This window comes from Kitasatospora sp. NPDC092948 (assembly GCF_044754805.1).
Lineage (GTDB): Bacteria > Actinomycetota > Actinomycetes > Streptomycetales > Streptomycetaceae > Kitasatospora.
Genome location: NZ_JBIVPU010000008.1, coordinates 1 through 24,498, shown reverse-complemented (window position 1 = coordinate 24,498; position 24,498 = coordinate 1). Strand labels below are relative to the sequence as shown.

At 72.8% G+C, this 24,498-nt stretch carries 24 protein-coding genes and 1 pseudogene; 11 read left to right on the top strand and 14 right to left on the bottom strand.

Annotated features, from left to right (window positions below; all coding sequences use genetic code 11):
- Nucleotides 1-7: 7 nt before the first annotated feature.
- Complete coding sequence (locus ACIQF6_RS23045; RefSeq protein ID WP_400897892.1) at nt 8-1,369, bottom strand: FAD-dependent oxidoreductase; 1,362 nt, start codon at nt 1,367-1,369, stop codon at nt 8-10.
- A gap of 450 nt (nt 1,370-1,819) precedes the next feature.
- Between ACIQF6_RS23045 and ACIQF6_RS23040 the strand changes: the two genes are divergently transcribed.
- Nucleotides 1,820-3,106, top strand: coding sequence for a ricin-type beta-trefoil lectin domain protein (locus tag ACIQF6_RS23040; protein ID WP_400897890.1), 1,287 nt, complete (start codon nt 1,820-1,822; stop codon nt 3,104-3,106).
- Nucleotides 3,107-3,271: 165 nt separating this feature from the next.
- On the opposite strand, the gene ACIQF6_RS23035 is transcribed toward ACIQF6_RS23040, so the two are convergent.
- The 8 genes from ACIQF6_RS23035 to ACIQF6_RS23000 form a co-directional block, all read right to left on the bottom strand.
- On the bottom strand, nt 3,272-4,738 hold the full coding sequence (locus ACIQF6_RS23035; protein ID WP_400897888.1) for an MFS transporter: 1,467 nt from the start codon (nt 4,736-4,738) through the stop codon (nt 3,272-3,274).
- A gap of 190 nt (nt 4,739-4,928) precedes the next feature.
- On the bottom strand, nt 4,929-5,531 hold the full coding sequence (locus ACIQF6_RS23030; RefSeq protein WP_400897886.1) for an endonuclease: 603 nt from the start codon (nt 5,529-5,531) through the stop codon (nt 4,929-4,931).
- Nucleotides 5,528-6,397: a Rieske 2Fe-2S domain-containing protein gene (locus ACIQF6_RS23025; RefSeq protein WP_400897884.1), complete on the bottom strand. Its 870-nt coding sequence runs from the start codon at nt 6,395-6,397 to the stop codon at nt 5,528-5,530. The genes ACIQF6_RS23030 and ACIQF6_RS23025 overlap by 4 nt, the downstream gene beginning before the upstream one ends.
- Before the next feature lie 66 nt (nt 6,398-6,463).
- Nucleotides 6,464-6,889, bottom strand: a complete 426-nt coding sequence (locus ACIQF6_RS23020; RefSeq protein ID WP_400897882.1) for an SRPBCC family protein — start codon at nt 6,887-6,889, stop codon at nt 6,464-6,466.
- Between the two features lie 220 nt (nt 6,890-7,109).
- Nucleotides 7,110-7,616 (bottom strand): ATP-binding protein, encoded by a 507-nt coding sequence (locus tag ACIQF6_RS23015; RefSeq protein ID WP_400897880.1) that lies wholly within the window; start codon nt 7,614-7,616, stop codon nt 7,110-7,112.
- A gap of 11 nt (nt 7,617-7,627) precedes the next feature.
- Nucleotides 7,628-7,900, bottom strand: coding sequence for a hypothetical protein (locus ACIQF6_RS23010; RefSeq protein ID WP_400897878.1), 273 nt, complete (start codon nt 7,898-7,900; stop codon nt 7,628-7,630).
- 79 nt (nt 7,901-7,979) lie between these two features.
- On the bottom strand, nt 7,980-8,975 hold the full coding sequence (locus tag ACIQF6_RS23005; RefSeq protein ID WP_400898342.1) for a SigB/SigF/SigG family RNA polymerase sigma factor: 996 nt from the start codon (nt 8,973-8,975) through the stop codon (nt 7,980-7,982).
- A gap of 962 nt (nt 8,976-9,937) precedes the next feature.
- Entirely contained in the window at nt 9,938-10,840 is a 903-nt protein-coding gene (locus ACIQF6_RS23000) for an alpha/beta fold hydrolase (protein WP_400897876.1), read from the bottom strand.
- Between the two features lie 85 nt (nt 10,841-10,925).
- On the opposite strand from ACIQF6_RS23000, the gene ACIQF6_RS22995 reads away from it, so the two are divergent.
- From ACIQF6_RS22995 to ACIQF6_RS22985, 3 genes are all read left to right on the top strand, one after another.
- Nucleotides 10,926-11,516 (top strand): TetR/AcrR family transcriptional regulator, encoded by a 591-nt coding sequence (locus ACIQF6_RS22995; RefSeq protein ID WP_400897874.1) that lies wholly within the window; start codon nt 10,926-10,928, stop codon nt 11,514-11,516.
- 98 nt (nt 11,517-11,614) lie between these two features.
- Nucleotides 11,615-12,004 (top strand): hypothetical protein, encoded by a 390-nt coding sequence (locus ACIQF6_RS22990; RefSeq protein ID WP_400897872.1) that lies wholly within the window; start codon nt 11,615-11,617, stop codon nt 12,002-12,004.
- Between the two features lie 49 nt (nt 12,005-12,053).
- Nucleotides 12,054-12,332: a hypothetical protein gene (locus ACIQF6_RS22985; protein WP_400897870.1), complete on the top strand. Its 279-nt coding sequence runs from the start codon at nt 12,054-12,056 to the stop codon at nt 12,330-12,332.
- Nucleotides 12,333-12,403: 71 nt separating this feature from the next.
- Here the strand turns inward: ACIQF6_RS22985 and ACIQF6_RS22980 are convergent, their stop codons facing one another.
- From ACIQF6_RS22980 to ACIQF6_RS22965, 4 genes and pseudogenes are all read right to left on the bottom strand, one after another.
- Entirely contained in the window at nt 12,404-14,515 is a 2,112-nt protein-coding gene (locus ACIQF6_RS22980) for a HEAT repeat domain-containing protein (protein ID WP_400897868.1), read from the bottom strand.
- Between the two features lie 106 nt (nt 14,516-14,621).
- Nucleotides 14,622-15,782, bottom strand: coding sequence for an AI-2E family transporter (locus ACIQF6_RS22975; RefSeq protein ID WP_400897866.1), 1,161 nt, complete (start codon nt 15,780-15,782; stop codon nt 14,622-14,624).
- A gap of 433 nt (nt 15,783-16,215) precedes the next feature.
- On the bottom strand, nt 16,216-17,208 hold the full coding sequence (locus ACIQF6_RS22970) for a hypothetical protein (protein ID WP_400897864.1): 993 nt from the start codon (nt 17,206-17,208) through the stop codon (nt 16,216-16,218).
- A gap of 80 nt (nt 17,209-17,288) precedes the next feature.
- A pseudogene (locus ACIQF6_RS22965) lies at nt 17,289-17,728 on the bottom strand (IS5/IS1182 family transposase); the annotation flags it as partial.
- A 211-nt stretch (nt 17,729-17,939) separates the two neighbouring features.
- On the opposite strand from ACIQF6_RS22965, the gene ACIQF6_RS22960 reads away from it, so the two are divergent.
- From ACIQF6_RS22960 to ACIQF6_RS22930, 7 genes are all read left to right on the top strand, one after another.
- Nucleotides 17,940-18,359 (top strand): hypothetical protein, encoded by a 420-nt coding sequence (locus ACIQF6_RS22960; protein WP_400897862.1) that lies wholly within the window; start codon nt 17,940-17,942, stop codon nt 18,357-18,359.
- 217 nt (nt 18,360-18,576) lie between these two features.
- Nucleotides 18,577-18,966 carry a peptidase inhibitor family I36 protein gene (locus ACIQF6_RS22955; protein ID WP_400897860.1) on the top strand — a complete coding sequence of 130 codons (390 nt, stop codon included), beginning with the start codon at nt 18,577-18,579 and terminating at the stop codon, nt 18,964-18,966.
- 857 nt (nt 18,967-19,823) lie between these two features.
- Entirely contained in the window at nt 19,824-20,084 is a 261-nt protein-coding gene (locus ACIQF6_RS22950) for a hypothetical protein (RefSeq protein WP_400897858.1), read from the top strand.
- A 206-nt stretch (nt 20,085-20,290) separates the two neighbouring features.
- A complete protein-coding gene (locus ACIQF6_RS22945; protein WP_400897856.1) occupies nt 20,291-20,518 on the top strand; it encodes a DUF6213 family protein in 228 nt (75 codons plus the stop codon).
- 396 nt (nt 20,519-20,914) lie between these two features.
- The gene (locus ACIQF6_RS22940) at nt 20,915-21,166 is read left to right on the top strand and encodes a hypothetical protein (protein WP_400897854.1); all 252 of its coding nucleotides are present in this window, start codon (nt 20,915-20,917) and stop codon (nt 21,164-21,166) included.
- Nucleotides 21,167-21,437: 271 nt separating this feature from the next.
- Complete coding sequence (locus ACIQF6_RS22935; RefSeq protein ID WP_400897852.1) at nt 21,438-22,286, top strand: LLM class F420-dependent oxidoreductase; 849 nt, start codon at nt 21,438-21,440, stop codon at nt 22,284-22,286.
- A gap of 188 nt (nt 22,287-22,474) precedes the next feature.
- Nucleotides 22,475-23,596, top strand: coding sequence for an IS630 family transposase (locus ACIQF6_RS22930; RefSeq protein ID WP_400897850.1), 1,122 nt, complete (start codon nt 22,475-22,477; stop codon nt 23,594-23,596).
- Here ACIQF6_RS22930 and ACIQF6_RS22925 read toward each other — a convergent pair.
- Nucleotides 23,577-24,080: an AAA family ATPase gene (locus ACIQF6_RS22925; RefSeq protein ID WP_400897848.1), complete on the bottom strand. Its 504-nt coding sequence runs from the start codon at nt 24,078-24,080 to the stop codon at nt 23,577-23,579. The genes ACIQF6_RS22930 and ACIQF6_RS22925 overlap by 20 nt on opposite strands.
- Nucleotides 24,081-24,498 lie beyond the last annotated feature (418 nt).

Here is a 24,498-nt window from a genome sequence, read left to right as displayed (position 1 = left end):
GCCGCCGTCACCTGACGGATCGTCGGCGGGGCCAGTTGCGCAGCGTCCCGGCGAGGACCCGGGGGTGGGCGAGTTCGGCCGGGGAGCCGGTGAGGCTGACGGCGTTCCAGACGGCGGCGGCGATCTCCGGGTCGGTGGCGGCGGCCCGCATGGTGGCTCGGAAGGATGTGGCGAGCAGGGCGGCGAGGGCGGGGCGGGTGCCCGGGACCTGCGGCATGGACCTGTCGGCGAGGGTGGAGAACAGCCAGGAGAGTTGCAGGGACTTCGCCGCGGACCGGTAGAAGCGCCGGGGGAGGTTCCGGGTGCCGCCGACGAGGCACCCGCGCAGGGCCGCGGCCTGGAGGGCGGCGACGGTCATGCCCGCTCCGTAGATCGGGTTGAGGCTGCAGATCGCGTCGCCGATGGAGATCAGGCCGTCGGGGAGGCGGCGCAGCCGATGGAAGTGCCGGCGTACGGAGTGGGGGTAGGCGAACGCGGCGACGTCGGTGACCGGTTCGGCGCGCCGGAGGGCCTCCCACCCGCCTACGGTGGCCAACTCCTGGGCGAAGAGCAGGAATTCGTCCGGATCGGTCGGCGGGTGGTGGCCGCCGCCGAATCCGTACAGGGAGAGCACCCAGATGTCGTTCTCCTGCCGGGTGAGGACCAGGCCGCGCGGGCGCGTCGGGGTCGCGCCGACGAGGAGTGCCTTGTCCGCGCCGATCGCGCCCGGGGGGAGCCGGTAGCGGCGGCTCGCGTATGCCACGTCGACCCGCAGGCGCTGCTCGACGGGCTTGCCGTAGCCGAGGGTTCCGAGCCAGGTCGCGCCCCGGCCGGCGCGGCCCATGGCGTCCACGACGAGGTCGGCGTCGATCTCCTCGGTGGTTCCGGGCACGCCCGGAACCACCACCCGGGCTCCGGTCACCCTGCTGCGGTCGGGCGTGGTGAGCGGGGCGGTCGCTTCCCGGCCGTCCAGCAGGGTGACGTTGGGCGCCGCGCAGACCTTCGCCCGCAGGCGGTCCTCCAGGAACGGGCGGCTGGCCTGGAGGACCGTGCCCAGCGGCACTTTGCACAGCAGGGAGCCGAAGAACACGATCTCGACCTCGCTCAGCGCGTTGACGAGGGTGGCGCCGTCGGCGGCGAGCTCGTCGACGAAGCCCGGGAAGAACCCCTCCAGGACGTTCGCCCCACGGACCGTCAGCGAGTGCACGTGCGCCCCCTGCGGAACGCCCCGCCGGGTCGCGCCGTCGCCTGCCGGCGTGTCCCGTTCGACGAGGGTGACGTGGTCGAACACCTCGGAGAGGGCCCGGGCGGCGCAGAGGCCACTGATGCCGGCGCCCAGCACCAGGGCGTGGCCGGTGCCCGTCTCCGTACTGCGGCGTGCCAGGTTCACCGTCGGATCCGTTCTACGAGAGAGCCCCGCGAGGGAACAGGTGGCCGCCCGCCGCTCCCTGCGGCCGCGACGGCAGGTCGAGGTCCGAGTTCGACGGTGCGACCGCACCAGGGTGCCCGTGCCCACGACCCGGACCGCTCACACCCGGCAGCCACCGGCGCGCAGTTGGCGACCGGGGCGGGCTCGGCGCGGAATGCGCCCGGGCGCCGCACCGCCCGCCGCTCCCCCGGCCCGCCGTCCCGCTCGCGCCCGGGATCCCTGCCGCCGGCTCCCGGTTCGGCGCCGGTCCGCCCCGGGACCGCGTCCCGCCGCCCGTGCTCCGGTCGTACCGAACGCCCCGGGCCGCGACAAGCCCTCCCTTGACATTGCCATGGCGAGTACGCGTTCGTACCATCGGCCTACCGGCGGCGGATCGCCGTCGACGAGCGCCAGCAGGAAGCAGGTTCGCCCATGACTTCTGCCCCGCCCACCCGCCGTCGGCCCCTCGCCGGCCTCGCACTCCTCCTGGCCGCCGCACTGTTCGGCGCCGCCCCGGCCGCCGCGCAGTCGGCCGCCGCGCAGCCCGCCACCACGCAGTCGACCGCCACGCAGCCCGCCGCCGCACAGAGCTGGGGCGACGACTTCGACGGACCGGCCGGGGCGGCGGTCGACCCCGCCAAGTGGACGGTGGAGACCGGGGGTTCGGGGAACGGCAACCACGAGCTCCAGTACTACACGGCGGGGGCGGCGAACGCCGCGCTGGACGGGCAGGGGCACCTGGTGATCACCGCCAGGCGCAACTCCGATGCGGGGCTGGCGTGTTGGTACGGCACCTGCCAGTACACCTCGGCCCGGCTGAACACCTCCCGCAGCTTCGCCCAGGCGTACGGGCACTTCGAGTCGCGGATCAAGATCCCGCGCGGGCAGGGGATCTGGCCGGCGTTCTGGATGCTCGGCAACGACATCGGCACGGCGGGCTGGCCGAACAGCGGCGAGATCGACGTGATGGAGAACATCGGGCGGGAGCCGGGCACGGTGCACGGCACCATCCACGGGCCGGGCTACTCGGGTGCGGGCGGCCTCGGCGCGCCGTACTCACTGCCCGCCGGGCAGGCCTTCGCGGACGACTTCCACGTGTTCGCCGTCGACTGGAGCCCGTCCGCCATCACCTGGTCGGTGGACGGCCACGCCTACCAGACCCGCACCCCGGCCGATCTGGGCGGCAACCGCTGGGTGTTCGACCACCCGTTCTTCATGATCCTCAACCTGGCCGTCGGCGGCGACTGGCCGGGGAGCCCCGACGGGTCGTCGACGTTCCCGCAGAGCATGGTGGTCGACTACGTGCACGTCACCACGTCGGGCAGCGGGCCGGTGCCGTACACCGGGCAGATCAGCGGCCCGGGCGGCATGTGCGTGGACGTCGCGGGGGCCTCCAGCGCCGACCGCACCCCGATCCAGCTGCACAACTGCACCGGCAACGCCGCCCAGCAGTGGACGGTCGGCGCCGACGGGACGGTCCGCGCGCTCGGCAAGTGCCTGGACGTGGACGCCGCCTCGCACAGCGACGGCGCGGTGATCCAGCTGTACACCTGCAACGGGACGGACGCCCAGCAGTGGTCGTACGGCAGCAACCGCGCCTTCGTGAACACCGGCTCCGCCAAGTGCCTGGACTCCCCGAACGGTTCGTCCGCCGACGGCACCCGGCTCCAACTGTGGACCTGCAACGGCTCGCCCGCCCAGCAGTGGACGCTGGGCTGACGATCCGCCGGATCACCGACCCCGTCGGGGTGACCTCGACGGTCGGCCGACCGGCGGTGCCGAGGCTCGCGTCGTCGAAGGCCTGGTCGTCGGTCCCGATCCGGAACGCCGTCAGGGAGCCGCCGCTCGCAGGGTATCCCCAATTGGCGCAGTGTTGACGCACCGTCAGGGCTCGGACGGGATCTGGCTGAGCGGGGCGGCCAGCGACTCCAGGCTGCGGCGTTCCGCCTTGACGCCGATCAGGGCCTCGACCAGGCCGGCCAGGGTCATCAGGGTGGCACCGATGCAGAACGCCAGGGTGGCGTCGCCGACCTGGCCGCTGGAGACCAGGCCGTTGAAGAGCAGGGGCCCGGAGATGCCGCCGGCGGCGGTGCCGACGGCGTAGAAGAAGGCGATGCACAGCGCCCTCGTCTCCAGCGGGAAGATCTCGCTGACGGTGAGGTAGGCGGCGCTGGCCCCGGCGGAGGCGAAGAACAGCACAACCGTCCAGCAGGCGGTCATGGTGGTGGCGTTCAGCGAGCCGCGGTGGAACAGCCAGGCGGTGCCGAACAGCAGGACGCCCGAGCCGATGTACGTGCCGGCGATCATCGGCTTGCGGCCGACGGAGTCGAAGAGGTGGCCGAGCAGCAGCGGGCCGAGGAAGTTGCCGACGGCGATCACCGCGAAGTAGTAGCCGGTGTCGCCGGTGCGGACGTCGAAGAACTTGGTGAGGATCACGGCGAACCCGAAGGTGACGGAGTTGTACAGGAAGGCCTGGCCGATGAAGAGCGCCAGGCCGAGGATCGTCCGGCGCGGGTAGTGCGAGACCAGGGTGCGGGCGATGGTGACGAAGCCGATCGGGCCGCGTTCGCGGATCCGGATCGGCGGTCCGTCGACCGGCGGCAGGGGCTTGCCGGTCTCCCGTTCGACGATCTGCTCGGCCTCGGTGACGATCTCCTCGGCCTCCTCGGTGCGCCCGTGGGTGAACAGCCAGCGCGGGCTCTCGGGGACGTGCCGGCGCACCAGCAGGATGACCAGGCCGAGCACCACGCCGATGCCGAAGGCCAGCCGCCAGCCGATGTCGGTGGCGAACAGCGCGGTGTCGAGCAGCGCGATCGAGGCGAACGCGCCGATCGCGGCGCCGATCCAGAAGCTGCCGTTGACGATCAGGTCGATCCGGCCCCGGACCCGGGCGGGGATCAGCTCGTCGATGGCGGAGTTGATCGCCGCGTACTCGCCGCCGATGCCGAAGCCGGTGAAGAACCGGCACAGGAAGAAGAACCAGGCGGTCCAGGAGAGCGCGGTGACGGCGGTCGCGGCGAGATACACCGCGAGGGTGACCATGAACAGCTTCTTTCGGCCCAGCCGGTCGGTGAGCCAGCCGAAGAACAGCGCACCGCAGCACGCGCCGGCCACGTACAGCGCGGCGGCGACGGTGGTGACCTGGGCGGTGCTGATCGTGATGCCGCTGCCGGGTTCGGCGAGCCGGGTGGCCAGGTTGCCGACGATGGTGACTTCCAGGCCGTCCAGGATCCAGACGGTGCCGAGGCCGATCAGGATCCGCCAGTGCCAGGGCGACCACGGCAGCCGGTCCAGTCTGCCGGGGACGTCGGTCTCCACGGTCGTGCCCCCCGGGCGCTGCGGTGCGGCCATCTTCGCCTCCGTCGCAAGAGCCGTGCACCCGGCGGTTTCCGAACGCACCGTCAGCGCGTCTGCCCAGCTCGGGAGGTGGCGCACACCTGGCCGACCGCCGATCGGCCCAACCGGTCCGCGCGCTGCGGACGGGCAACCGCCGATCGGCCCAACCGGTCCGCGCGCTGCGGACGGGCAACCGCCGATCGGCTCAACCCGTCCGCGAGCTGCGGACGAGCGCGGCGGAGAGGCGGGCCAGGTCGCGGGCGGGGACCAGTTCGGCGAGCGCGTCGGGGGTTCGGGGCAGGCCGAGCCGGGCGGCGGCGTCCAGGGCGCGGTGGTCGAAGAACGGGCGCAGTTCGGGCCAGAGCAGTTGGGCCTCGCGCCGGAAGACGTCGGCGCCGACGAGGCCGATCCGGGGGACTTCCCGCAGCAGCCGGCCGATGGCGTCCGGGTCGCGTCCGGCTTCCGCGCGCAGCCGCCGCAGGTCGCCGCGCCAGCGCTGCCGGACGAGTTCGGCGCCCTCGACGAGTGCGGTGGCGGTGCTCTCGTCGTAGCGGACGTACTGGGCGCGGTCGAGCGCGTCGATCCGCTGCTGCCGGCCGGACTCCGCCATCGCCCGCGGCGTGCGCCACTTGGCGGCGAACAGTTCGCGGGCGGCGGCGGCCGCGGTGTCGGCGCGGATCCGGACGGCGCACAGCTGGGTGAGGACCAGCAGCTGGTACAGCGGCGCGGGGGTGTCGCGCAGCCGGATGCCGGCCTGTTCGGCGTAGGTGGTGCCGCAGCGGTCGAGGAGGTCGTCGAGGGCGGTCATGGGCCGAGCGGCGGCCGGGCCTCCAGGTGGCCGTCCAGGATGCGGGTCTCGAAGCGGGGCTGCGGAGCGGTGGCGGGGCCCTGCACGGGGTGACCGTCGGCGAGCCGGAAGCGCGACTGATGCACCGGGCACTGCACGCAGCCGTCGATCAGTTCGCCCGCGGCGAGCGAGCCGGCCATGTGGGTGCAGCGGTCGGCGAGGACGGTCCAGCTGCCGTCGGAGCCGTGCACGACGAGCACGGCGACCTCGCCGAGCCGGCCGCGCACGGGCACGTCGGCAGGGAAGCCGGCGGTCTCTCCGAGCGACTGCCAGTCGGACGGGGCGAGCCGGAACTCGGCCTCCGCGTGGGCGGCGCCGGCGGCCTGACGGTACGCCAGGTGCCCGCCGAGCGCGGCGGCGAGACCGACGACGGTGGTGCCGCTCAGGCCGAGCAGCCGGCCGCGCACGCCGTGGCCGCGGCGGCGGGCGCGCAGCGAGCACAGGTGCAGCACGGCCCCGGTGGCGGCGCTCGCGGCGTGCACCAGTCCGGTGCGGCGCTGGAGCGGCGGCAGCCGGGACCAGTCGACCCAGCCGGCCCACAGCGCGGGCGGCAGGCTGACCAGCCCGGCCGCGGTCAGCCGGCGGGCGGCCCGCTGGTCACCGCCGGTGAGGTCGAGCAGTCCGGCGGCCAGCCAGCAGCCGATCGGGGTCGGGACGAGCGCGGGGTGCAGCGGGTGGCCCAGCGGGACGCCGTGCAGGACGTCGCGGGCACGGCCGAGCGGCAGGGCCTGGATGAAGTCGGCGAGGCGCTCCGTGACCGGGTCGAGGAACGTCCAGTGCCCGGGGACGTCCAGCCAGTCGGCGGGGCCTGAGTGAAGGTGTTCCATGTGGGGGCGGCTGTCCGTTGCGGAAGGGCTCAAACCCGGACCGTTGCGGAGGGGCTCGAACCCGGATCAGCCGGTGCCGCGCTCCTCGACGAAGGACTTGAACCGCTCCAGGTCGCCGCGGACCCGCCGGTCGATCACGTCCATGGTGTCGGCGGCGTGGTGGGCCATCCCCTGCGGGTCGTAGTCCATCGCCAGCCGCACCTCGCAGCGGCCGTCGTCCAGCCGGGCGAAGCTGACCTCGCCCTTCTGCCGAACGTCTCCGCCGACCGTCTGCCAGGCGATCCTCTCACCGGGCTGCCGGTCGACGATCTCGGTGTCGAACTCGCGCTGGACGCCGGAGATCCTGGTGCGCCAGTGGCTGTGCCGCTCGTCGATCCGGGTCACCTGTTCGACGCCGTCCATGAACTGGGGGAACTCCTCGAACTGCGCCCACTGGTCGTACGCGGTGCGCAGCGGGACGTCCACCTCGACGGTCTCCTGGATCATGCTCATGCGTTCTCTCCTCCGTCTCTCGTCACGTCGCTTCGCCGCGTCGCTTCGTCATCTCGCTGCGCCGCGTTGCCACTGGGGCCGGCGGGAGCGGCTCCCGGTGCGGCCGGCGAGGAAGCGGGGCGCGGCCCGGTTCGGGCCTGCCGGGCGTCTGACCGGTTGGGGAAGGGGGCAAACACCCGGGTCGGGTGCGCTGTCCGCGTGCCCACCGCCTCGCCCCCGGTCAGCGGGGTCGGGACCGGGGCCGACGGACGGGGAGGGGCCCCAATTGTCCGCGGTGGCGCCGTCCCGTCGTGGGTTCGGCCGGAGGGCGGAGCGTCTCCAGCCAGACGCGTTTGCCGCCGCCGGGCACCGGTTCGCTGCCCCATGCCGCGGCCAGCCGGTCCACCACCCGCAGCCCGTGGCCGCCCGGCCGGGCGCGGGCGTACGGGGCGCCCAGCACCGGCATCCGGTCGTCGCGGTCGAGCACCGAGACCCGCAACAGCGGTCCGCACCTGGTCAGTTCCAGCGCGTAGGGGCCGACCGCGTGCTGGCAGGCGTTGGTGACGAGTTCGCTGGTCATCAGCAACACGTCGTCGGCCGCCGCCCGCCCGTCGGCGTCGCGCGCGGGCAGCCAACCCCACGCCTGGAGGGCGAGGCGGGTGAACTCGCGACTGCGCGCGACCGCCCCGGACTCGGTCTCCAACGGCAGGCGGCGACGCTCGGTGCGACCTTCCACGGGCCCTGGCACGGGCCGGCTCCTCATCGCGGCTCGCCCGCCCCTTCCGTACCGCCCGGGAACGTCCCGTCCGGGAGCATGGCATCCGGTCGCACGGTTGCGTTCCCGGCATCCGCATCCCCGCCGGTCGCCCGGACGGTCGGCGTCTCGTCCGCGCCGGCGGTCTCCGGCATCCGGCGCGCCGTCCGGCCCGGGGTGGCCAACAGCCCTGGGAATCCTGCCTGTTCGGCGGCGGCGTGGACGCGCAGCAGCGGCAGGTCGGTGGGGGCGGCACCGGCGGCGGGTTGCGGGTCCACGGTACGAACACCTCCTGCCGAGCGGTGCGGCTCTCCACCAGTGGGTCTCGGTCCGCGCGGCTACCCGGCCTGGCGAGGCTCAATCACCCGCGGTGTCCGGGGCGGCGTCCGCTTCCGGGTCCGAGGCGGCGTCCGTCTCGAACTCCGCCTCGCCCTCTATCTGTTGGCGCAGCCCGGTCAGGGTGGCGGCGAGAATCCGCGAGACGTGCATCTGCGAGACGCCGATCTCGTGGGCGATCTCGCTCTGGGTGAGTCCGCCCCAGAACCGCAGCAGCAGCACGGTGCGCTCCCGCTCGGGCAGTCGGCTGAGGAACGGCCTTGCGGCGACTCGAAGTTCGGCGATTTCGAGCTCCGGGTCGCAGGCGCCGAGCCGGTTGATCAGCGCGCTGCCGGTGTCGTCGGAGTCCTCGTCGCGCAGCGAGTCCAGTGAGTCGCAGCGGCACAGCCGTCCGGCGTCCAGCCCTTCGGCCGCCTCGGCCTCGGAGACGTGCAGTTCCTCGGCGAGTTCGGCGGTGTCGGGCAGCCGGCCGAGGTCCTGTTCGAGCCGGTCGGAGGCGCGGGCGGCGGCCAGGTAGCGTTCCTGCACGCTGCGCGGGACCCGCACCGGCCACGAGGTGTCGCGGAAGAACCGCTTGATCTCGCCGGAGATGGTCGGGATCGCGTAGGTGACGAACTCGACGCCGCGGTCCGGGTCGAACCCGTCGACCGCCTTGATCAGGCCGATCGTGCCGACCTGCAGGATGTCGTCGAGTTCCTCGGGGCGGTGCCGGAACCGGGCGGCGACGAATCGCACCAGCGGCATGTTGAGTTCGATCACGGTGCCGCGCACGTAGCTGGACTTCGGGTCCTCGGGCGGCAGTTCGGCCAGCCGACGGAACAGTGCGTCGCTGAGTTCACGGGCCTCGAACTTGCCCATGGCGCGCATCTCGCGCCGGGTCGGCCGGTACATCAGGTCGATCTCGTACACCGGTGGGGTGTCGGGCGTCGGGCTGATGTCGCGGCCGGTCGTGGCGCGCGGGGGCTCGTCGGTCGGTCGGTCGCCGGTGCGGCGGGCCGACGGGTGGCGTTGGGTCATGGTGGTCACTGGGAGTCACCTCCCGGGGACGGCGCAGGCCCGCTGCGACACCCCTGGCCGGCGTCCCGTCGGACGAACGGCATCCGACCGTCGGCGGCCGTACGGGGCGGCGGGCGGAGAACCATGACACCCGGCCTCTTCAGCCAGGTGGCGGCTCCCGGCACGCGGCTCGCCTGCCGTGGCTGGCGACCTTGCGGGTCGGCCGCGCCGGACGGTACGCCCGGTGCGACGCCCCACTCGTACCCGATCGGCCGCGTTTGAATCGCACCGGACCCGATTCGTTCCGATCCATCCGGGTATGCGCCGACGTGACCGCCCGGCAACGAAAGGAGCGCAGTCATGCCCGCCGGATCGAGCCCCCACGCGGGAGCCCCGGGACGAGCACCTCGGGTGGAGCCTGCTGAAGCGTGGCGCCGGCGGGGCGCAGGGGCCGGCCGAGGACCAACTGCACGACGAGGCGTCCGGGGCCGGCCGAAGACGAACGAGCACCAGCTGGAGCACGCCCTCGGGCGGTGATCACGATGACGATGCCGATTCCCGTCGACCCGGACGTAAGGCCGCCCGAGCCGCCGGACAGCCCCCCGCGCCCCACCGACCCGCCCGGCCCGTTCGGCCCCTCCCCCCTCCCGCCGGACCCGGACCCGCCGATCTCCCCGCCCGTCCCGTACGAGCCCCAGCCCCCGCAACCCCCGAGCCCGGGCCGCCCCGACCCCGGCCACCCCGAGCCGGAGCCCACACCCGAACCCGAACCCGCCACTCCCCCACCCGGCGGGTAGCCGGGACACCCGCCACCGTGGACGGCACACGGGGCCGGGCCGAGGCGAAAAGCAGATGATCAGAGCGGTCTGTCTGGACGCCTGCGCGCACGGCAACGTCCTCGTCGCCCAACCCTCCGCGGCCGGACGGATCGACCGACCGACGGACCGACGGACCGACGGACCGACGGACCGGCTGAGTATGCGTCAACTCGCGGCGTGCTCCGCCTTCGTGGCCGCGAAGAAGTCGAGCAGCCGGGCGTTGACCAGCTCCGGGCGTTCCAGGGTGAGGCCGTGGCCGGTGCCCGGGACGATTTCGGCGTGTGCCGACGGGAGCAGGGCGTTGACGCGGGCCAGGACGCGCTTCGGGCGCAACAGCGCGCTGCGGGCGCCGATCAGGACGAGGGCGGGGACCGCGACGCGGCGCAGGTCGTCGTCGGCGAACGGGGGCGCGGCGGGGCGGGCGGCGGGCTTCCAGGTGCGCATGGCGAGCATCAGGGGGGCGAGCATCTCGGGCGGGGCGACCAGGGCGGGGTTGGCGAGCAGGCGGGCGAGGGCGGGGCGCAGGCGGCGGGGGGCGAGCATGCCGAACAGGCCGGCGACCATGTGGGCGTAGAACCGGGCCGGGACTTTCTCGATGCCGCCCGGGTCGAGCGGGGCGACGGAGGCCAGCCGTTCGGGTGCATGGATCGCCTGGTTGAGGGCCAGCCAGCCGCCGTACGAGACGCCGACCAGGTGCACGCGTTCCAGGTCGAGCCCGGCGAGGACTTCGCCGAGCCACTGGGCGTTCTCGGCCGGCCCGGAGGCGACGGCGCGCTGCACGCTGCGGCCGGGGTCGTCGAGGGTGGAGATCGCGTAGACGGGGTGCTGGGCGCCGAGTGCGGCGATCTGCGGGTGCCAGTTGGCGGGGTGGCCGGCGTGGCCGTGCAGCAGGACGACGGGGTCGCCGGTCTCGGGCCCGTAGCGGTGGACGTGGACGGTGCCGTACGAGGTCTCGACGTCGAGGGCGCGGTGCGGGGCGGGCCACAGCTCCATCGCCCGGTCGTAGGTGTCGAGGAACGCCGTACGCGCCTCCTCGCTGACGAAGTGTCCGACGCTGGTCCTGGTCATGAGCCCCTCCCGGATGACGCAGCGGCCGCATCGCAGCAGGCCTTGATGGTATGGTTGTACCACAAAAACGTTCGAAGGGGCCGGGATGCCGAAGCTGGTCGACCACGAGGAACGGCGGGCCCTGATCATTGACGCCCTGCTGCGCTCCGCCGCGCAGACGGGGCTGCACGCCGTCACGATGCGCTCCGTCGCACAGGAGGCGGGCATCTCGGTCCGCCTGGTGCAGTACTACTTCGACACCAAGGAACAGCTGCTGCTGGCCGCCCTCACCCGCCTCGGGGTCCGGATGGGCGAGCGCGTCCGCGACCGGGTCCGGGCCGCGACCTCGGCCGCGCCGCCCTCCCCGCGCGACATCGTCGAGGCGGTCCTGCTGGAGGCCGTCCCCACCGACGAGGAGAGCCGCACCTTCCACCTCGTCTACACCGCGTACGCCGTCCTCTCCGTCACCGACCCGGCCCTCGCCGGCCAGCCCTTCCTGGCCGCCCCCAACGAGATGGAGGCCTTCCTGGTCGCCCACCTCACCGCCGCCGACGTCCCCGATCCCCGGTACGAGGCCGTCGTCCTGCTCTCCCTCTCCGCCGGCCTCGGCCTCAGCGTCCTGCTCGCCCAGCGCACCCCCGACGCCGCCACCGCCGTCCTGCGCCACCACCTGGGCCGTCTGTTCCGGACGCCCTGAGCCGGGACGTCCGCGCGGCGGCTGCCCGGAATGCCCCCATTCCGCAGGCCGCTGATTGGGCGGAGGCGCACCGGGCAGACGCCGCATGCAACGGAGCAATGGAGCGAGCGAAAGGACTGACCATGCTGCTGCTGCTCGGATTCCTCCTCTTTGCCGCGTCCGGCGCGTTCGTCGGCCTGCTGATCTCCGACAATCTGGGCGGCGGACCCGAGACGAGCGTGACGGTGCTCGGCAACCACATCGCCACGATCAGCACCCTGGGCGCGTTCCTCGCCGGAATCGCGCTGACCCTGATCTTCTGCGCCGGCCTGCTCCTGATACGTGCCGCCACGCACCGGCACCACCGGCACCACCACCACGAGCGGGCCGCCGCCGACCCGTCGACCACCGGCACCGGCGCCGGCACCGGCACTGGCACCACCGGCCCGAGCGGCTCCACCGCCGCCGGGCAGCCGCGCGGCCGGCCACGCCACCGCTTCACGCACTGACCGCGACACCGGCCGGAACGGCCGGGGCGGGCCCGGAACAGTCCGACGAGTGGCGGTGACAACGGTGGACGGTGCGGCTCTCTCACCCAGGGAACGGCAGCTGCTGGCCGTCCTGGAGGCCGAGTTGCGGGTCGACGTCGAGCTCGACCTGCGCCTGCGCACCATGCGCTCCCACCCGATCCGCACCGCCCTCGGCCCGGTCTGCCGAACCCTGCTGTCCGCCGTGTGCCGCCTGCCGGCGCTGCGCACCCCGCTGCACGGCCCGGCACGCACCCCGCCGCACGGCCCGGTGCGCGACCGACGGCGGCCGGGCGGTGGCCGCCGGTGAGGCCGACGACGGTCGGTCGGTGGCCACCGGCGAGGCCGACGGCCGGGCTCAGGGCGTTGGCAGCCGGGGTCTCACACCGTCCCGGGTGAGGCGAGCCGGGCGAGCACCGCGCGGCAGATGCGCTGAAGGGTCTCGTCCGCCTCGATACCGCCGAACCAGCGGTCGTTGCGTGCGGGCCGGTCCAGCTGTGCGCGCAGCGCCGGAACGGCCGGGGCGGCGGCGGGGCCCATCCGGTCCAGGCAGCGCGCGACATGCGTGCCGACGGCGGAGTTCTTCTCCCAGGCCGGGAGGAGGACGCCGAGGACGGCGGGCGCCTCGGGTTCGCCGCCGATCGCCCAGAGCGCGGTCGCACCGCGCACCCGGACCCATTCGGAGTCGTCGTCCAGGAGTTCGCGCAGGCGCGGCAGCGCGGCCGTCGCCGCCGGTCCGACCGCGGCGAGGACGTCCACGGCCGCGTTGACCCGGTGCGAGCTGCCGCTGTCCAGCAGGTCGAGAAGCAGGGGCAGCACCTCGTCCGGGTCCGCCCCGGCCGCCTGGAGCGCGGCCACCGCGGCGGGCGCCACCCGGAGGTCCACGGCCGCGTCGAGCGTCGCCAGCCGGCGGATCGTCGGCAGCGCGGGCGCCGCCGCCGGGCCGAACTGCTGCAACGCCGCGAGCGCGGAACAGACGATGTCCCACTTCCTCCCCCACACCGCCCGGTCGAGCACCTCCCCGACCGCCGCGAGCGCCGCCGGGCCGCCGAGGCTCCCCAGTGCCCGGAGGGCCGCGCCCACCTCCGTCCCGATCCACTCCTGTTCCTGGTCGAAGCCGAGCAGCCGCGCGGCCACCCTGGGCGCCAACTGCCCTGCCGCGCCGGGCAGGCAGCCCGCCACCTGGACCGCCCGCCAGGCATCGGCTCCCCCGTCCAGCGCCGCCAGCAGACCCGGCAGCGCCCGCTCGTCGCCGAGCTGCGCCAGGGCGAGCACGGCCTCCTGGTGGGCCCGGCGCAGGTCGGGCTGCGGCTGGTCCCACGCCTGCGGCCCGTGCTGCGCCCGCTGGGCGGCGACGAGCGCGGCCAGCGCCGGGCGGGCCGGCTCGGCGACGGGATGGCAGGCGTTGAGCACGGCCGCGGCCTCGGCGACGACCTCCGGGTGCGGGTCGGTGAGCCGGTCGCCGAGCAGCGCGACCAGTGGGCCGTGGTCGCCGCGCCAGTTCCCGACAACGGTCCTGCTCATCCGCAGGGCGTCCAGCCGGGCACCCGGGTCGCCGCTGCGCAGCTGCTCCGTCAGCAGCATCGTGCGCTCGGCGACCCGGTCCCCCAGGACTTCGTGGAAGGCGCGCAGCAGGTCGGTGAGCGGCGAGTGGACCTCGGACTCCCGCTTGAGGTCCTCGAAGGCGGCGATGACGTGGGCCGGCACACCGACCTGCCCGGCCGCGGGCGCCGCGGTGGCCGGCGCGGGGGCGCGGAACCGGTCGTCGGCCGGGGCCACGCTCTCCCGCAGCAGGGCGATCGCGGCGCGGGTGGTCTCCTCGGCGCGGAACTCCGGTGTGCACCTGGCGTGTTGGACCAGCGCCGCCAGTCGGGTGCTCGGATCGACGGCACGGTCCTCGGCGAGCGCGGCGAGCCATTCCCGCGCAGGCGCCACCGCCTCGGGCCGGCGCAGGGCCAGCGTGGCCATCGCCTCCACCAGCAGCAGCCGCTCGACCACCCCCGGCTCGCCGGGAAGCCGCTCCCGCAGCACCGCGACGGCGCGCTCCGCGTCGTCGACGAACAGCCCGAGCGCGGGTATCGCCGCCTGCCGCACCAGCCGGTCGGGATCCGCGACGAACCGGACGAACGTCCCGGCCCGCTCCCGCATCGCCACCGCGGCCCGGTAGTGGCCCGACTCGTCCCAGCCGTCGTCCTCCTCGGTCGCGCCGGACTCGACGGCCATCCGGCCGATGCTGACCAGCAGTTCGATCACCGCCGCCCGGCCCGGCGCACCGACGTCCGCCGCCAGCTCGAACAGGAACGGGACGCTGGCGGCCGTGCACCGGTAGACGTCCCCCTGGTGGTGGACGGCGCCGTAGAACTCGCCGAGCGCCTCGCGCCGCTCCTTCTCGTCCGGTGAGGCGAGCCCGAGCAGCAGCCCCGGCACCTCCTCCGCGGTGCCGTAGGCGTGTTCCATCTGCGACCAGTCGATGTCGTGAAGTCCGTCGAACATGATCGACATTCTGCTCACCGCCACTGACGGCCGAGACCGCGCGCCTGCGACCGGACCGTCCTACCCGGGCACACGCCCCCTCGCCCGCGCCCCGCCTGCCCCCCCCTCATCCGCCCCCGGGCTCGCTCGGTGCTTCGCCCGCCGGTGGGCGCAGCTCACGGAACACCGCCCATCCCACCGACAGCACCGGCACCGCGACGGCCGCGCCGACGATTCCGCCGAGGGTGCCGCCGACGGCGACGGCCAGGGCGATCGCGACGGGGTGCAGGCGGACCGCCCAGCCCATCACCAGGGGTTGCAGGACGTGGCCCTCCAGCTGGCCGACCAGCACGATCATGGCGAGCACCACCAGGGCGGTCACCGGCCCGCGGGTGGCGAGCGCGACCAGCGAGGCCACGGCCAGGGCGATCGGTGAGCCGATCAGCGGAATCAGCGCCGCCACGAACTCCAGGCAGGCCAGTGGCACGGCGAGCGGCACGCCGAGCGCGGCCAGTGCGACGCCGACCACCACGGCGTTGGTGCCCGCGACCAGGAACAGGCCCCGGGTGTAGCCCGCGAACGTGCGCCACGCGGCGCGGCCGGCCCGCCGCCACACGCCGGCCGGGCGGGCGGGCAGCAGGGACGTCCCCCAGCCCCACATCCGCTCGCCCGAGTGCGTGAAGAACACCGCGCAGAACAGCGCCAGCGCGCCCCCGGCAGCCGCCTCGACCACCCAGCCCGCGCCGGTGACGGCCGTGGACAGCACGGTCTCCCGGTGGGTGCTGAGCAGTTGGCCGAGCCGGTGCTGCAGGTCGCCGAGGGTGCCCGCGCGGGCGTGGAACGGCGGGCCCTCCAGCCAGTGCTCCAGCCGGTCCAGGCCGCCACGCACCTGCCCGCCGAGTTGCCCGGACTGGGAGCGGATCACCATCGCGACCAGCGTCCCCAGCCCCGCGAGCAGCAGCAACGAGCCCAGCACGGTGAGCAGCACCGCCACCGCACGCGGCATCCGCCGGGCCAGCAGGTCGGCGGGCGGGCGCAGCACCGCGGTGACGATCAGGGCGACGAACACCGCCACCACCGGCAGCAGCAGCCGACTGACGATCAGGTACCCGGCGTAACCGGCGACCGCGACGGCGAGCAGCCGCCAGGCCCGGCCGGCCAGCCGCTCCAGCCCGGTCCGCCGCACGGGCACCGTGGTGCCGCGCGCGAGCGCCGCCCGCCGCCGCGTCCTGGCCTGCCGACTGCCGAGCGGCGCACGCACCTTGCCGTCCCCGCGTCCGGGCTTCACGGTCCGCCCTCCCGCCGCCACGTCCGCCCGGCCGACGCCACCCCGGCACACGGCGCAGTCCGGCTCCGCCGACCCAGCCCGCCGCCCGCTCCGCGCCGGACCTGCCGACACGCCGTACGACCGCCCCGCCTCCCGGACCGCCCGCCCGGCACCACCGCCCGCCCGCCACGCCCGGTCCGGCCCGAACCGTGCGGGCCGCACCCGCGCCCCGCACCCGTCCGGGCCGCGCCACGCCACGTTCTGTGCCTGCCGGCGCACATTCCGTTTCCACCTCCTGCCCTGTCCGTCCTTCGTCGTTCGCCCCCCACTTGTACGGGCACACCAGGCCCCGCCCCCTCCCGCGACCATCGCGCCGCCCCGCCCGCGACGCCACCCGTTACGGCCCCACGGAGCACTGCACAGCGCCGCCCCGGGGGCCGCCGAACGGCAGCGGTCAGCGGGGGCGCCGGCCGAAGATTTCGGCCCGCCGGGCGGCCCGGCGGGCAGCGGCGCGGCGGCGGAGCCATTCGTCGGCCGGCAGCGTGAACATGCTCCCCCACGGTTGCCGGTCGCTGAACTCGCCGAGTTCCTCGAAGTGGCGGAAGGCGCGCGAGCGGAGCCCGGCGACGCTGAAGGCAGCGGCGAACACGGAGTGCACGGCTATCCGGCTGAAGTTCGGCCGATGTGCCGGGTGCAGCACGGACGCCTCGGCTGCCGCGATCAGGGAGTCTCGCACGCCGGGCCGTCGCCAGTACAGAAGGCGCCGGCCGCCGCTGATGTCCATCCAGTGCTCCAGGTGCGCCTCCACGGTGATCACGGCACCGAGCCCGCCAGGAACCGCAGCCTCTCGGCACTCGTCCGCGAAGGCGTGCGCGGCCTCCCAACTGCCGCTCCATTTCGGGCAAAGCTGCTGGAGCAACTGGCTCTGCGCGTAGTAGTGGCCGGGGCTCACGGAGGCGATGTGGTCGTACCGGTGCCGGGCCTCGGCCTGGCCGAGCTGCAGGCCGCGGGCTGTCATCAGGCTCAGGTGCCGGGCCAGGGTGGAGTGCTGGTCCAGGACGAGCACGTCGGTGAGTAGCCGCTCTGCCTGGCGCAGGTGCTCATGGAAGCGCGCGAACTTCGAGGCGGAGACATATCTGGCACGGTAGCCGGTTCGGATGGCCCAGCCGATCCGGATGTGATGGTAGGCCAGCAGAGTGCGGGGCAGGATTCCGTCCGGACTGTCACCTGCCGCGTTGATCGCCGCCTTCAACATGGCGTCCACTTGGGGAACTTCGGCGACAATCCGCGCGGCTGCGGCAGTGTCATCCTGGTCTTTCAGTGCGGTGAAACCCGCGCGGATCGCTGCCCAGTCCCCGGCCTGTGCGGCGGCCCGCAGTCGGTGGAGTTCGGGAACAGCTCGACACAGGTCGTAAACGGGCCCGGACGGCGTTGCGGCAGATGGCATGCGCAGATGATACGGATCCGGACGGCCCCCTTCAGCCCGGGGTTGCGGGTCCTCCTGACGGCACCTCAAGGCAACAGCCCGTGGCCGGTGTTGTCGGCTTCGCGCCGAGGGGTGAGGTGTTCCAGTCCGCGTCGGCGCCGGTGCGGAGTCAGGGCGCCGATTCCCCGACAGCCGCCGCCCGTCGGGACCGGGGCGCCCGACAGACGCGGTCGACGACCGATGCGTGAAGGCGCGCGGGGGCGTTGCGGTTGCCGGGCAGGGACAGGCCGACGGCGACGACCGATCGGCCGTTGGCGTCGATCACCCCCTGCCAGTTGGTCGACTACCGGTGGTTCTTGCCGGAGGCAGCGATCGTCCTGCCGCGGGTGGCCGCCAGGGCCCCGTCCACGATCAGTACGACGCCTTGCCGCAGCCGCCGCGCGAGCGAGATCGCCAGCAGCGACGCAAGGCCGTCCAGCACTCGGTCCGCGGCGGACTTCAAGATCCCGAACAGTGACGCGACCTGTCGCACCATCAGATTCCCTCCGCCAGCAGGACTGTGGCCCGAGACCTCGCCCCCGCTCCGGAAGGGACCCGCTAGAGTGGCCGACCGGAGAATCACTGTCGGCCGAGACAGGAGCAGGGGGCCGACCGATCGGAGCCCCCGGTAGCCAAAGACAGGTCTCGCTCACCTGACAGCCCGTCGGAAGAACCGCCCTGCGGAATCCCGGGGCCCATAGGGAGGAATCACCATGCCTGTTGCTGCCAAGCCGTCCGGTCGACTGCCCTTCATACTTCTGGGGGCGGTGGTTGCCGCCTGGATGACTTACGTCGTGGTGGCGATCTCCACGACCACACCCCCGGGCGCATCCAGCGAGAACGAGCTCTCCGCAGAAGTCATGCGCGCAGTGAAGGCGGGCGACAGCAAAGCACTCCAGGAGTACTTCTCCAAGGAGACTACCGGCGATCACTACGCCGAGGCGTGGCTGGCAAGTCTTGGCAGCGTCCCGCCGGAGTCCGTTGAGGTACGAGAGACAGATCGCGCCCTGATCGTCAGCACCGACCCCAACGCTGAAGCAGGCTGCACCGTATGGGGCCTGACCAAGAAGGAGGGACGCTGGCTCCTGGTCACTGTGCCCCCGCTTCCCACTCCCCCCTGCCGACTGGGTTGACCGGCACATTGCCCGCAGAACCATCGGACGGCCCACCGGAGAGCAGCGGCCGGAGCCACGTCGTACCCGACCCCGTCGCAGCCGCAGCCGCAGCCGCAGCCGCAGCCGCAGCCGCCAGCACATGGTGACCATGATCACATTTGACGCATGGTCATGTCACAGGGAGCCGCCGTCGCTAGATTGAAGGAAGGTAATCAACAACCCAAGGGGGGTCCTGATGCGCGTCAAGACGATGCTCGCAGCAACTGCAGTGTTCGCCGCGCTGATCAGCCCGAACGCCGCGTTCGCCGCGGATTCGTCCGACGTCGTGATAAACCCGCAGAGCACCGGTCAGTGTTCATCCGGAAAGTTCTGCATCTGGACCATCACGCTGTCCCGTGGCGCTTATTACGGCATTACGTCGGACGTTTCGAACTTCAACAGCTACGACGGCGGCGGCGTCTACCACAACAACCAGTCGTACTGGAACCGCACCGGCAAGAACTGGTGCCTCTACAGCGGCACGGACTACAACAACCAGATCGGCTGGATCGCCGGCACCGACACCCAGTCCTTCGACTTCGGCAGCGGGACGAAGGACAACCTGGGCTCCATGCGCGTTTGCTGAACCGCGGATTGTCGACATCGATCCTGAATGCGCGTCGGCCCGCCAGTTCGCCCGGCGGGCCGACGCACATCCAGGATCCGTATCCCAGCGACAGATCCACCTCGCCCCGCTACGCCTCCCCGGCGATCGCGTCCTCCAGCGGGAACTCGAACACTCCAGCATTCCGCCACCGGACCCTTCGAGGTCCGTCCGATCCGCCGCAGCCGCCGGCCCCCCTCCACGCTCACCGGCCGGACGGACACTCCCGGACGGCGGGCCACGGCCACCTCCAAGATCCGCTCTCGGAGAGAGCTTGTTTAGGAGCGCAGCCGTATCAACTGTCCTGGGAAGGAGCCGACTTGTCGGACGTCACCGCCCAGGGCCGCGCGCCGACCTCGCAGTGGTAGCACCGGGCAACGCGGTTGTCGTGGTTGTACCACTCGTGCGATCCGCAGTCTTGCGCGCCTTTGCCGAAGAAGCCCCGATTGACAAGCCACCAAGGCAGGCGCCCGCGCACGCGAGTGCGCCACCGATACCGACCAGTCCCAGTCACCCCCGGAGGCTAGCGGAACCCGGCGGTCCGGAGAGATCAATTTTCCGGGCCCCCGATCCGAGCAGTGCCACCGGCGCCCTCCGTCACACCTGGTCGGATTCGGGTCGCAGCGCTCGATCCGCCCGTCGCGGTTCGCGGTGCGGCCGTGCCGTCGCCTGCCAACCGCACCTTCCGGTGGCATTCCGGGGCGCGAGCGTCGGCTGTACACGTGCTGCCGCCGGACGGCACGGGGCGGGTGCCGACAGCACTGTTCGGCGGCGAATACGGGGACCGGGTCGACACGTCCACCCGGGCGGGACGGCGTCCGAGGCCGACGGGCGCACCGGTGCCGGCAGACTCGGCGGCACGCTTCGCCGGACGGGTGGTCGGCCGGGCCGAGAACGGCGACCACGGCGCGTTCCTGCTCGACCCCCTCGGTGACGGCGTAGCCGCGCCCGCGCCCGACCACGTCCTCACCCTCCGCGACGTCGCCGACCTGGAAGCGGGCCATCCCACCTGGGCACCGACCGGTACCTGCTCGCGCGCCCACACGACCGCGATTCGGCGGGACCCGCACCGGTGCCCGCGCCGCCGCTACCTGCTGTAAAACGGCTGCCACCGCCGGCACGCCCGTCCGCGTCACCGTCTCCACCACCCCACCGCCGCTACCTGCTGTGCAACGCCGGCCACCGTCGGCACGCCCCTCCGCGCCCCGGACCATCGCCTTCGGCGCAGCCGTTTCCGCCACCCGTTCCCGGGCAGAAGTCGGATGAGCAGAGAGGCAGAAGCGCACGGCAGAAGGAGGTGGACACCATGGGGCGGCTCAGCGTTCCGGTGATCTGCGGACTCTCCGGCGATCTGGCCATACCCGCCCAGCAGGTGGTCGAACTGCTGCGGGCGCTGCCCGCAGAGTGGCAGGAGTGGGCGGAGCGCGACGACAACGTGCTCGACCCGGTGACCACCTCGGCGCTCGCCGACCTGGTCCGCCAGCTCGCCGACCAGATCGATTTGGCCTGCATCGAGATCGCCAGCACACGCTGAACGACCAATCCGACCCGGACCGGGCATGACCGGGTATGACCGGGCCGGACACGACCGGCCGACGGCCGGGTTCCGCACCGCGCGGGACCCGGCCGCGCATTCGGTCCTCTTCCGCAAGTACCGTGCTGCGCGTTCACCGTCCGACGCTCGGCCACCCTGTTCCTGCGGTGACTGCCGGCGCTGATCGGACCGGTTTTCGGCAACGCGCCTGGCCACCGAGATCGCCACCGAACCGCCGACCCCACCGCACCCTCGGGTTTGGTGCCCGCGACTCCGGTGCAGACGCTGGTCGACCCGTCCCCCGACGAAGCCCGACAACCGGTCCCGTGCAGCCCTTCCCCACTGCCCTGCCCGGGACAGTCGTCGACCCTCCCCCTCCGGTTTGGACCCGACCCCATGGCCGACCCCGCAATCCCCGCTCCCCCTCCCACCAACCGCAACCGCAACCACGCCCACGCCCGCGCCCGCGCCCGCGCCCGCGCCCGCGCCCGCAGGCAGGGCCTGCCCGACCCGTCGATCGATCAACTCCCCGAAAACCGCCCGAAGACCGAGCCCAACCCCGACCTGCCCCGCCCCTTCCCCCGCTCCCCCCACCCCCGTCCCATCGACGATCTGGAACTCCCGGAGCCGGACGACCCCGGGCTGTAAACGACATCAGCCCACGTTCGCCCCCACGACGTCCCCGAGGCACGTCCGCGAGGCGGCCGCAGCGCTGCACACACCGCCCCAGCCACCAACAGGAAAGCGCTTACCGACCTCCGATGAACCACCCGGCAGTTGACGGACCGTAAGTTCCCGTCCTCACCCGAACGAACCACACGCACGAACCTGCTCGACTAGCGTTCGAGGAGTCCGGGCGCAGACACCGGCCCCTGGTGCCACAGGTCGCACACCGGGGCTGAACGGAGGGCAGTCGATCATGGAACTGGGCGTGTACGGGCTGAGCGCGAAGGCGACGCTGGGTCCGGCCGATACGGCGCGGCTGGCGCGCCGGGCCGAGGAGTGGGGCTACCGGTCGTGGTGGGTCGGCGACCACGTGGTGCTGCCCAGTCCGCGGGTGCCAGAGTCGCCGATGGCGCCCACCGACCCGATCCTCGATCCGCTGGTGCACCTGTCATTCGTGGCGGCGCTGACCGAGCAGATGGAACTGGGCACCGGAATCCTGATCCTGCCGCAGCGCAACCCGGTGGTGCTGGCCAAGCAGGCCGCCAGCCTCGACGTGCTGTCCGGCGGCCGGCTGCTGCTCGGCGTCGCCCCCGGCTACCTGGAGCCGGAGATGGCCGCGGTCGGCGTGCGAGTCTCCGAACGCGGCGGACGCACCGACGAGTACCTGGACGCGATGCGCCAACTGTGGAGCGCGCCCGAGCCGGAATTCCACGGCCGCTACGCGGACTTCACCCACGTCGACGCACACCCGCGCCCCGTCCGGCCGGACGGCCCGCGCGTCATGATCGGCGGCCACAGTCCCGCCGCCTACCGCCGGGCCGTCGCCAGGGGCCACGGCTGGATCGGCAACGGCCACAGCCCGCAGGATCTGACCCGCCACCTCGACGGACTCCGCAAGGCCGCGGCGGAGGTGCCCCGCCCCGCCCACCTGGGCCGACTGGAGATCAACTTCATGCAGATCGACCCGGTCGAGGTGACCCCGGACGACGCCCGACACTACGCCGCCCTGGGCGTCGACCGCCTGCTCCTCTACCCCCTGCCACTGGAGGACCCGGCCGACGTCGAGGCCTTCCTCCAGCACCACGCCGACCTCCCCCGCTGACCCACCCCCATCGGTGCCGAAACCGCCGTCAGGTCACTCGCCCGCTGGAACTACCGTGTCCAGCGGGCAACGGCCTAGTGCGGTGACCGAGAAGGTTCACCGGGTTGGCGGCAGGAGCGCCTGAACCGATTGGATGTGAGCGGACATCCGATCTGGTGGGGGAGGCAGGGGCGGCGGAGCCGGTCAATATGCGTCGATTGACCGATCAGGAGGGCCAGCAGTTACAGCGGATCGTGCGCCGGGGCAGCACGAACACGGTGCGCTACCGGCGGGCGATAATGCTGCTGGCCTCAGCCGGCGGCAACCGAGTACCGGTGATCGCCCAGCTGGTCCAGGCCGACGAGGACACAGTGCGGGACGTGATCCACAAGTTCAACGAGATCGGTCTGGCCTGCCTGGACCCTCGCTGGGCGGGAGGCCGTCCCCGCCTACTCAGTCCTGATGACGAGGACTTCGTCGTCCAGACGGCTACCACCCGACCGGCCAAGCTCGGCCGGCCCTTCACCCGCTGGTCCATCCGCAAGCTGCTCGCCTACCTCCGCCGGGTCCATGGCCGGGTGATCCGGATCGGCCGCGAGGCCCTGCGCTGTCTGCTCACCCGACGAGGCATCACCTTCCAACGCACCAAGACCTGGAAGGAGTCCAACGACCCCGACTACGACGCCAAGCTCGACCGGATCGAGGATGTTCTTCGACGTTTCCCCGACCGGACATTCGCATTCGATGAGTTCGGCCCGCTTGGCATCCGTCCCACCGCCGGCGCCTGCTGGGCCAAGCAGGGCAAGCCGGACCGGCTCCCGGCGACCTACAAGCGCACCCACGGCGTGACCTACTTCCACGGCTGCTACTCCATCGGCGACGACACCCTGTGGGGCGTCAACCGCCGCCGCAAGGGCACCGCGAACACCCTGGCCGCGCTCAAGTCAATCCGAGCCGCCCGCCCGGACGGTGCCCCGGTCTACGTGATCCTGGACAACCTCTCCGCCCACAACGGCAAGAAGATCCTCCGATGGGCCAGGAACAACAACGTCCACCTGTGCTTCACACCGACCAACGCCTCCTGGGCCAACCCGATCGAGGCACACTTCGGACCCTTGCGGCAGTTCACCCTCGCGAACTCCAACCACACCGTCCAGACCCGGGCGCTGCACACCTACCTGCGCTGGCGCAACGCCAACGCCCGTCACCCCGATGTCCTCGCCGCCCAACGCCGCGAGCGCGCCCGCATCCGCAGCGAGAAGGGCCTGCGCTGGGGCGGGCGTCCCCTCCCCGCCGCACAGCTTCAGGTCCTCAACTCCAAGATTGCATGAAGACCCGCTCGCCCTCTCCATTCGGCTCTTCAAAGTTGGCCACGTAGCGGTTGAGCAGCTTCTCATCCACAGTGACGGAGTTGGCGCCCTCCTCACCGTTCCGGACCGCGAGGCGACGCTCCAGCGTCGTCCGGTCGGCCTTGAGATGGACCAGTTCCCAACGGCTACCGTGGCTCTCAACCAGTGCCTTGTAATCATCGCGGGCGGCGCGACTCCAGAAGCTGTAGTCCACCACCACGTCACGCCCAGCCAACATCAGCTCGACCAGTTCCTGCCGCTGCTGGCGGCGGACCTCCTCCTTGAGCTGGTCGAACGCCTCCGTCTCCAGCACCAGGCCGGCGTCGCGCTGCCCAAGCCGCTGCCAGACCGCCTCGTCGATCGAGAGCCGAGCGTAACCGCGTCGCACCAGTTCCATCGCATAGGTGGTCTTGCCCGCTCCCGGAAGACCACACATCAGCACCACCGTGCTCGTTCGCTGCGTCACGGAGTCACGTTAGCGCCGAAACACGCAGTCTCTGCGGCGAGAAGCGCGTCCGCTGGAGCGGTCCCCGCCGCAGCCCGACCAACCCGGCGAACCTTCATGGTCACAGCACTAGAGAGCCCGGCCGCCTCAACTGGTGCCGCGTCAGGCAACGTTGGCCCCGAATCAGCCCGTGAGGGCCGCCCGCCGCAGGCATACCGGTAACCGGTAACTGGTAGCGGGTAGCGGGCAGTCGGCGGCATGCTTGCCACTCGCATGTGGTCAACCAGGCTATCCGTGTCTGCAGAACCATCAGGGTCGGCCCTGTCCTCGGCGGCGCCGAGGCCTGTCGGCGTACGCATGAAGATGCGCAGCCTGGTACAGGCGAACGTGCACCGATCACCGGGTCCGGAGCGCGGCCGGGCTCATGGCCTGATGCCCT

What these genes read in the sequence shown, in the direction of transcription:
- ACIQF6_RS23040 (WP_400897890.1), top strand. Translation starts at nt 1,820, where the DNA reads ATGACTTCTGCCCCGCCCACCCGCCGTCGGCCCCTCGCCGGCCTCGCA.
- ACIQF6_RS23035 (WP_400897888.1), bottom strand. Translation starts at nt 4,738, where the DNA reads ATGGCCGCACCGCAGCGCCCGGGGGGCACGACCGTGGAGACCGACGTC.
- ACIQF6_RS23030 (WP_400897886.1), bottom strand. Translation starts at nt 5,531, where the DNA reads ATGACCGCCCTCGACGACCTCCTCGACCGCTGCGGCACCACCTACGCC.
- ACIQF6_RS23025 (WP_400897884.1), bottom strand. Translation starts at nt 6,397, where the DNA reads ATGGAACACCTTCACTCAGGCCCCGCCGACTGGCTGGACGTCCCCGGG.
- ACIQF6_RS23020 (WP_400897882.1), bottom strand. Translation starts at nt 6,889, where the DNA reads ATGAGCATGATCCAGGAGACCGTCGAGGTGGACGTCCCGCTGCGCACC.
- ACIQF6_RS23005 (WP_400898342.1), bottom strand. Translation starts at nt 8,975, where the DNA reads ATGACCCAACGCCACCCGTCGGCCCGCCGCACCGGCGACCGACCGACC.
- ACIQF6_RS23000 (WP_400897876.1), bottom strand. Translation starts at nt 10,840, where the DNA reads ATGACCAGGACCAGCGTCGGACACTTCGTCAGCGAGGAGGCGCGTACG.
- ACIQF6_RS22995 (WP_400897874.1), top strand. Translation starts at nt 10,926, where the DNA reads ATGCCGAAGCTGGTCGACCACGAGGAACGGCGGGCCCTGATCATTGAC.
- ACIQF6_RS22990 (WP_400897872.1), top strand. Translation starts at nt 11,615, where the DNA reads ATGGAGCGAGCGAAAGGACTGACCATGCTGCTGCTGCTCGGATTCCTC.
- ACIQF6_RS22980 (WP_400897868.1), bottom strand. Translation starts at nt 14,515, where the DNA reads ATGTTCGACGGACTTCACGACATCGACTGGTCGCAGATGGAACACGCC.
- ACIQF6_RS22970 (WP_400897864.1), bottom strand. Translation starts at nt 17,208, where the DNA reads ATGCCATCTGCCGCAACGCCGTCCGGGCCCGTTTACGACCTGTGTCGA.
- ACIQF6_RS22960 (WP_400897862.1), top strand. Translation starts at nt 17,940, where the DNA reads ATGCCTGTTGCTGCCAAGCCGTCCGGTCGACTGCCCTTCATACTTCTG.
- ACIQF6_RS22955 (WP_400897860.1), top strand. Translation starts at nt 18,577, where the DNA reads ATGCGCGTCAAGACGATGCTCGCAGCAACTGCAGTGTTCGCCGCGCTG.
- ACIQF6_RS22945 (WP_400897856.1), top strand. Translation starts at nt 20,291, where the DNA reads ATGGGGCGGCTCAGCGTTCCGGTGATCTGCGGACTCTCCGGCGATCTG.
- ACIQF6_RS22940 (WP_400897854.1), top strand. Translation starts at nt 20,915, where the DNA reads ATGGCCGACCCCGCAATCCCCGCTCCCCCTCCCACCAACCGCAACCGC.
- ACIQF6_RS22935 (WP_400897852.1), top strand. Translation starts at nt 21,438, where the DNA reads ATGGAACTGGGCGTGTACGGGCTGAGCGCGAAGGCGACGCTGGGTCCG.
- ACIQF6_RS22930 (WP_400897850.1), top strand. Translation starts at nt 22,475, where the DNA reads ATGCGTCGATTGACCGATCAGGAGGGCCAGCAGTTACAGCGGATCGTG.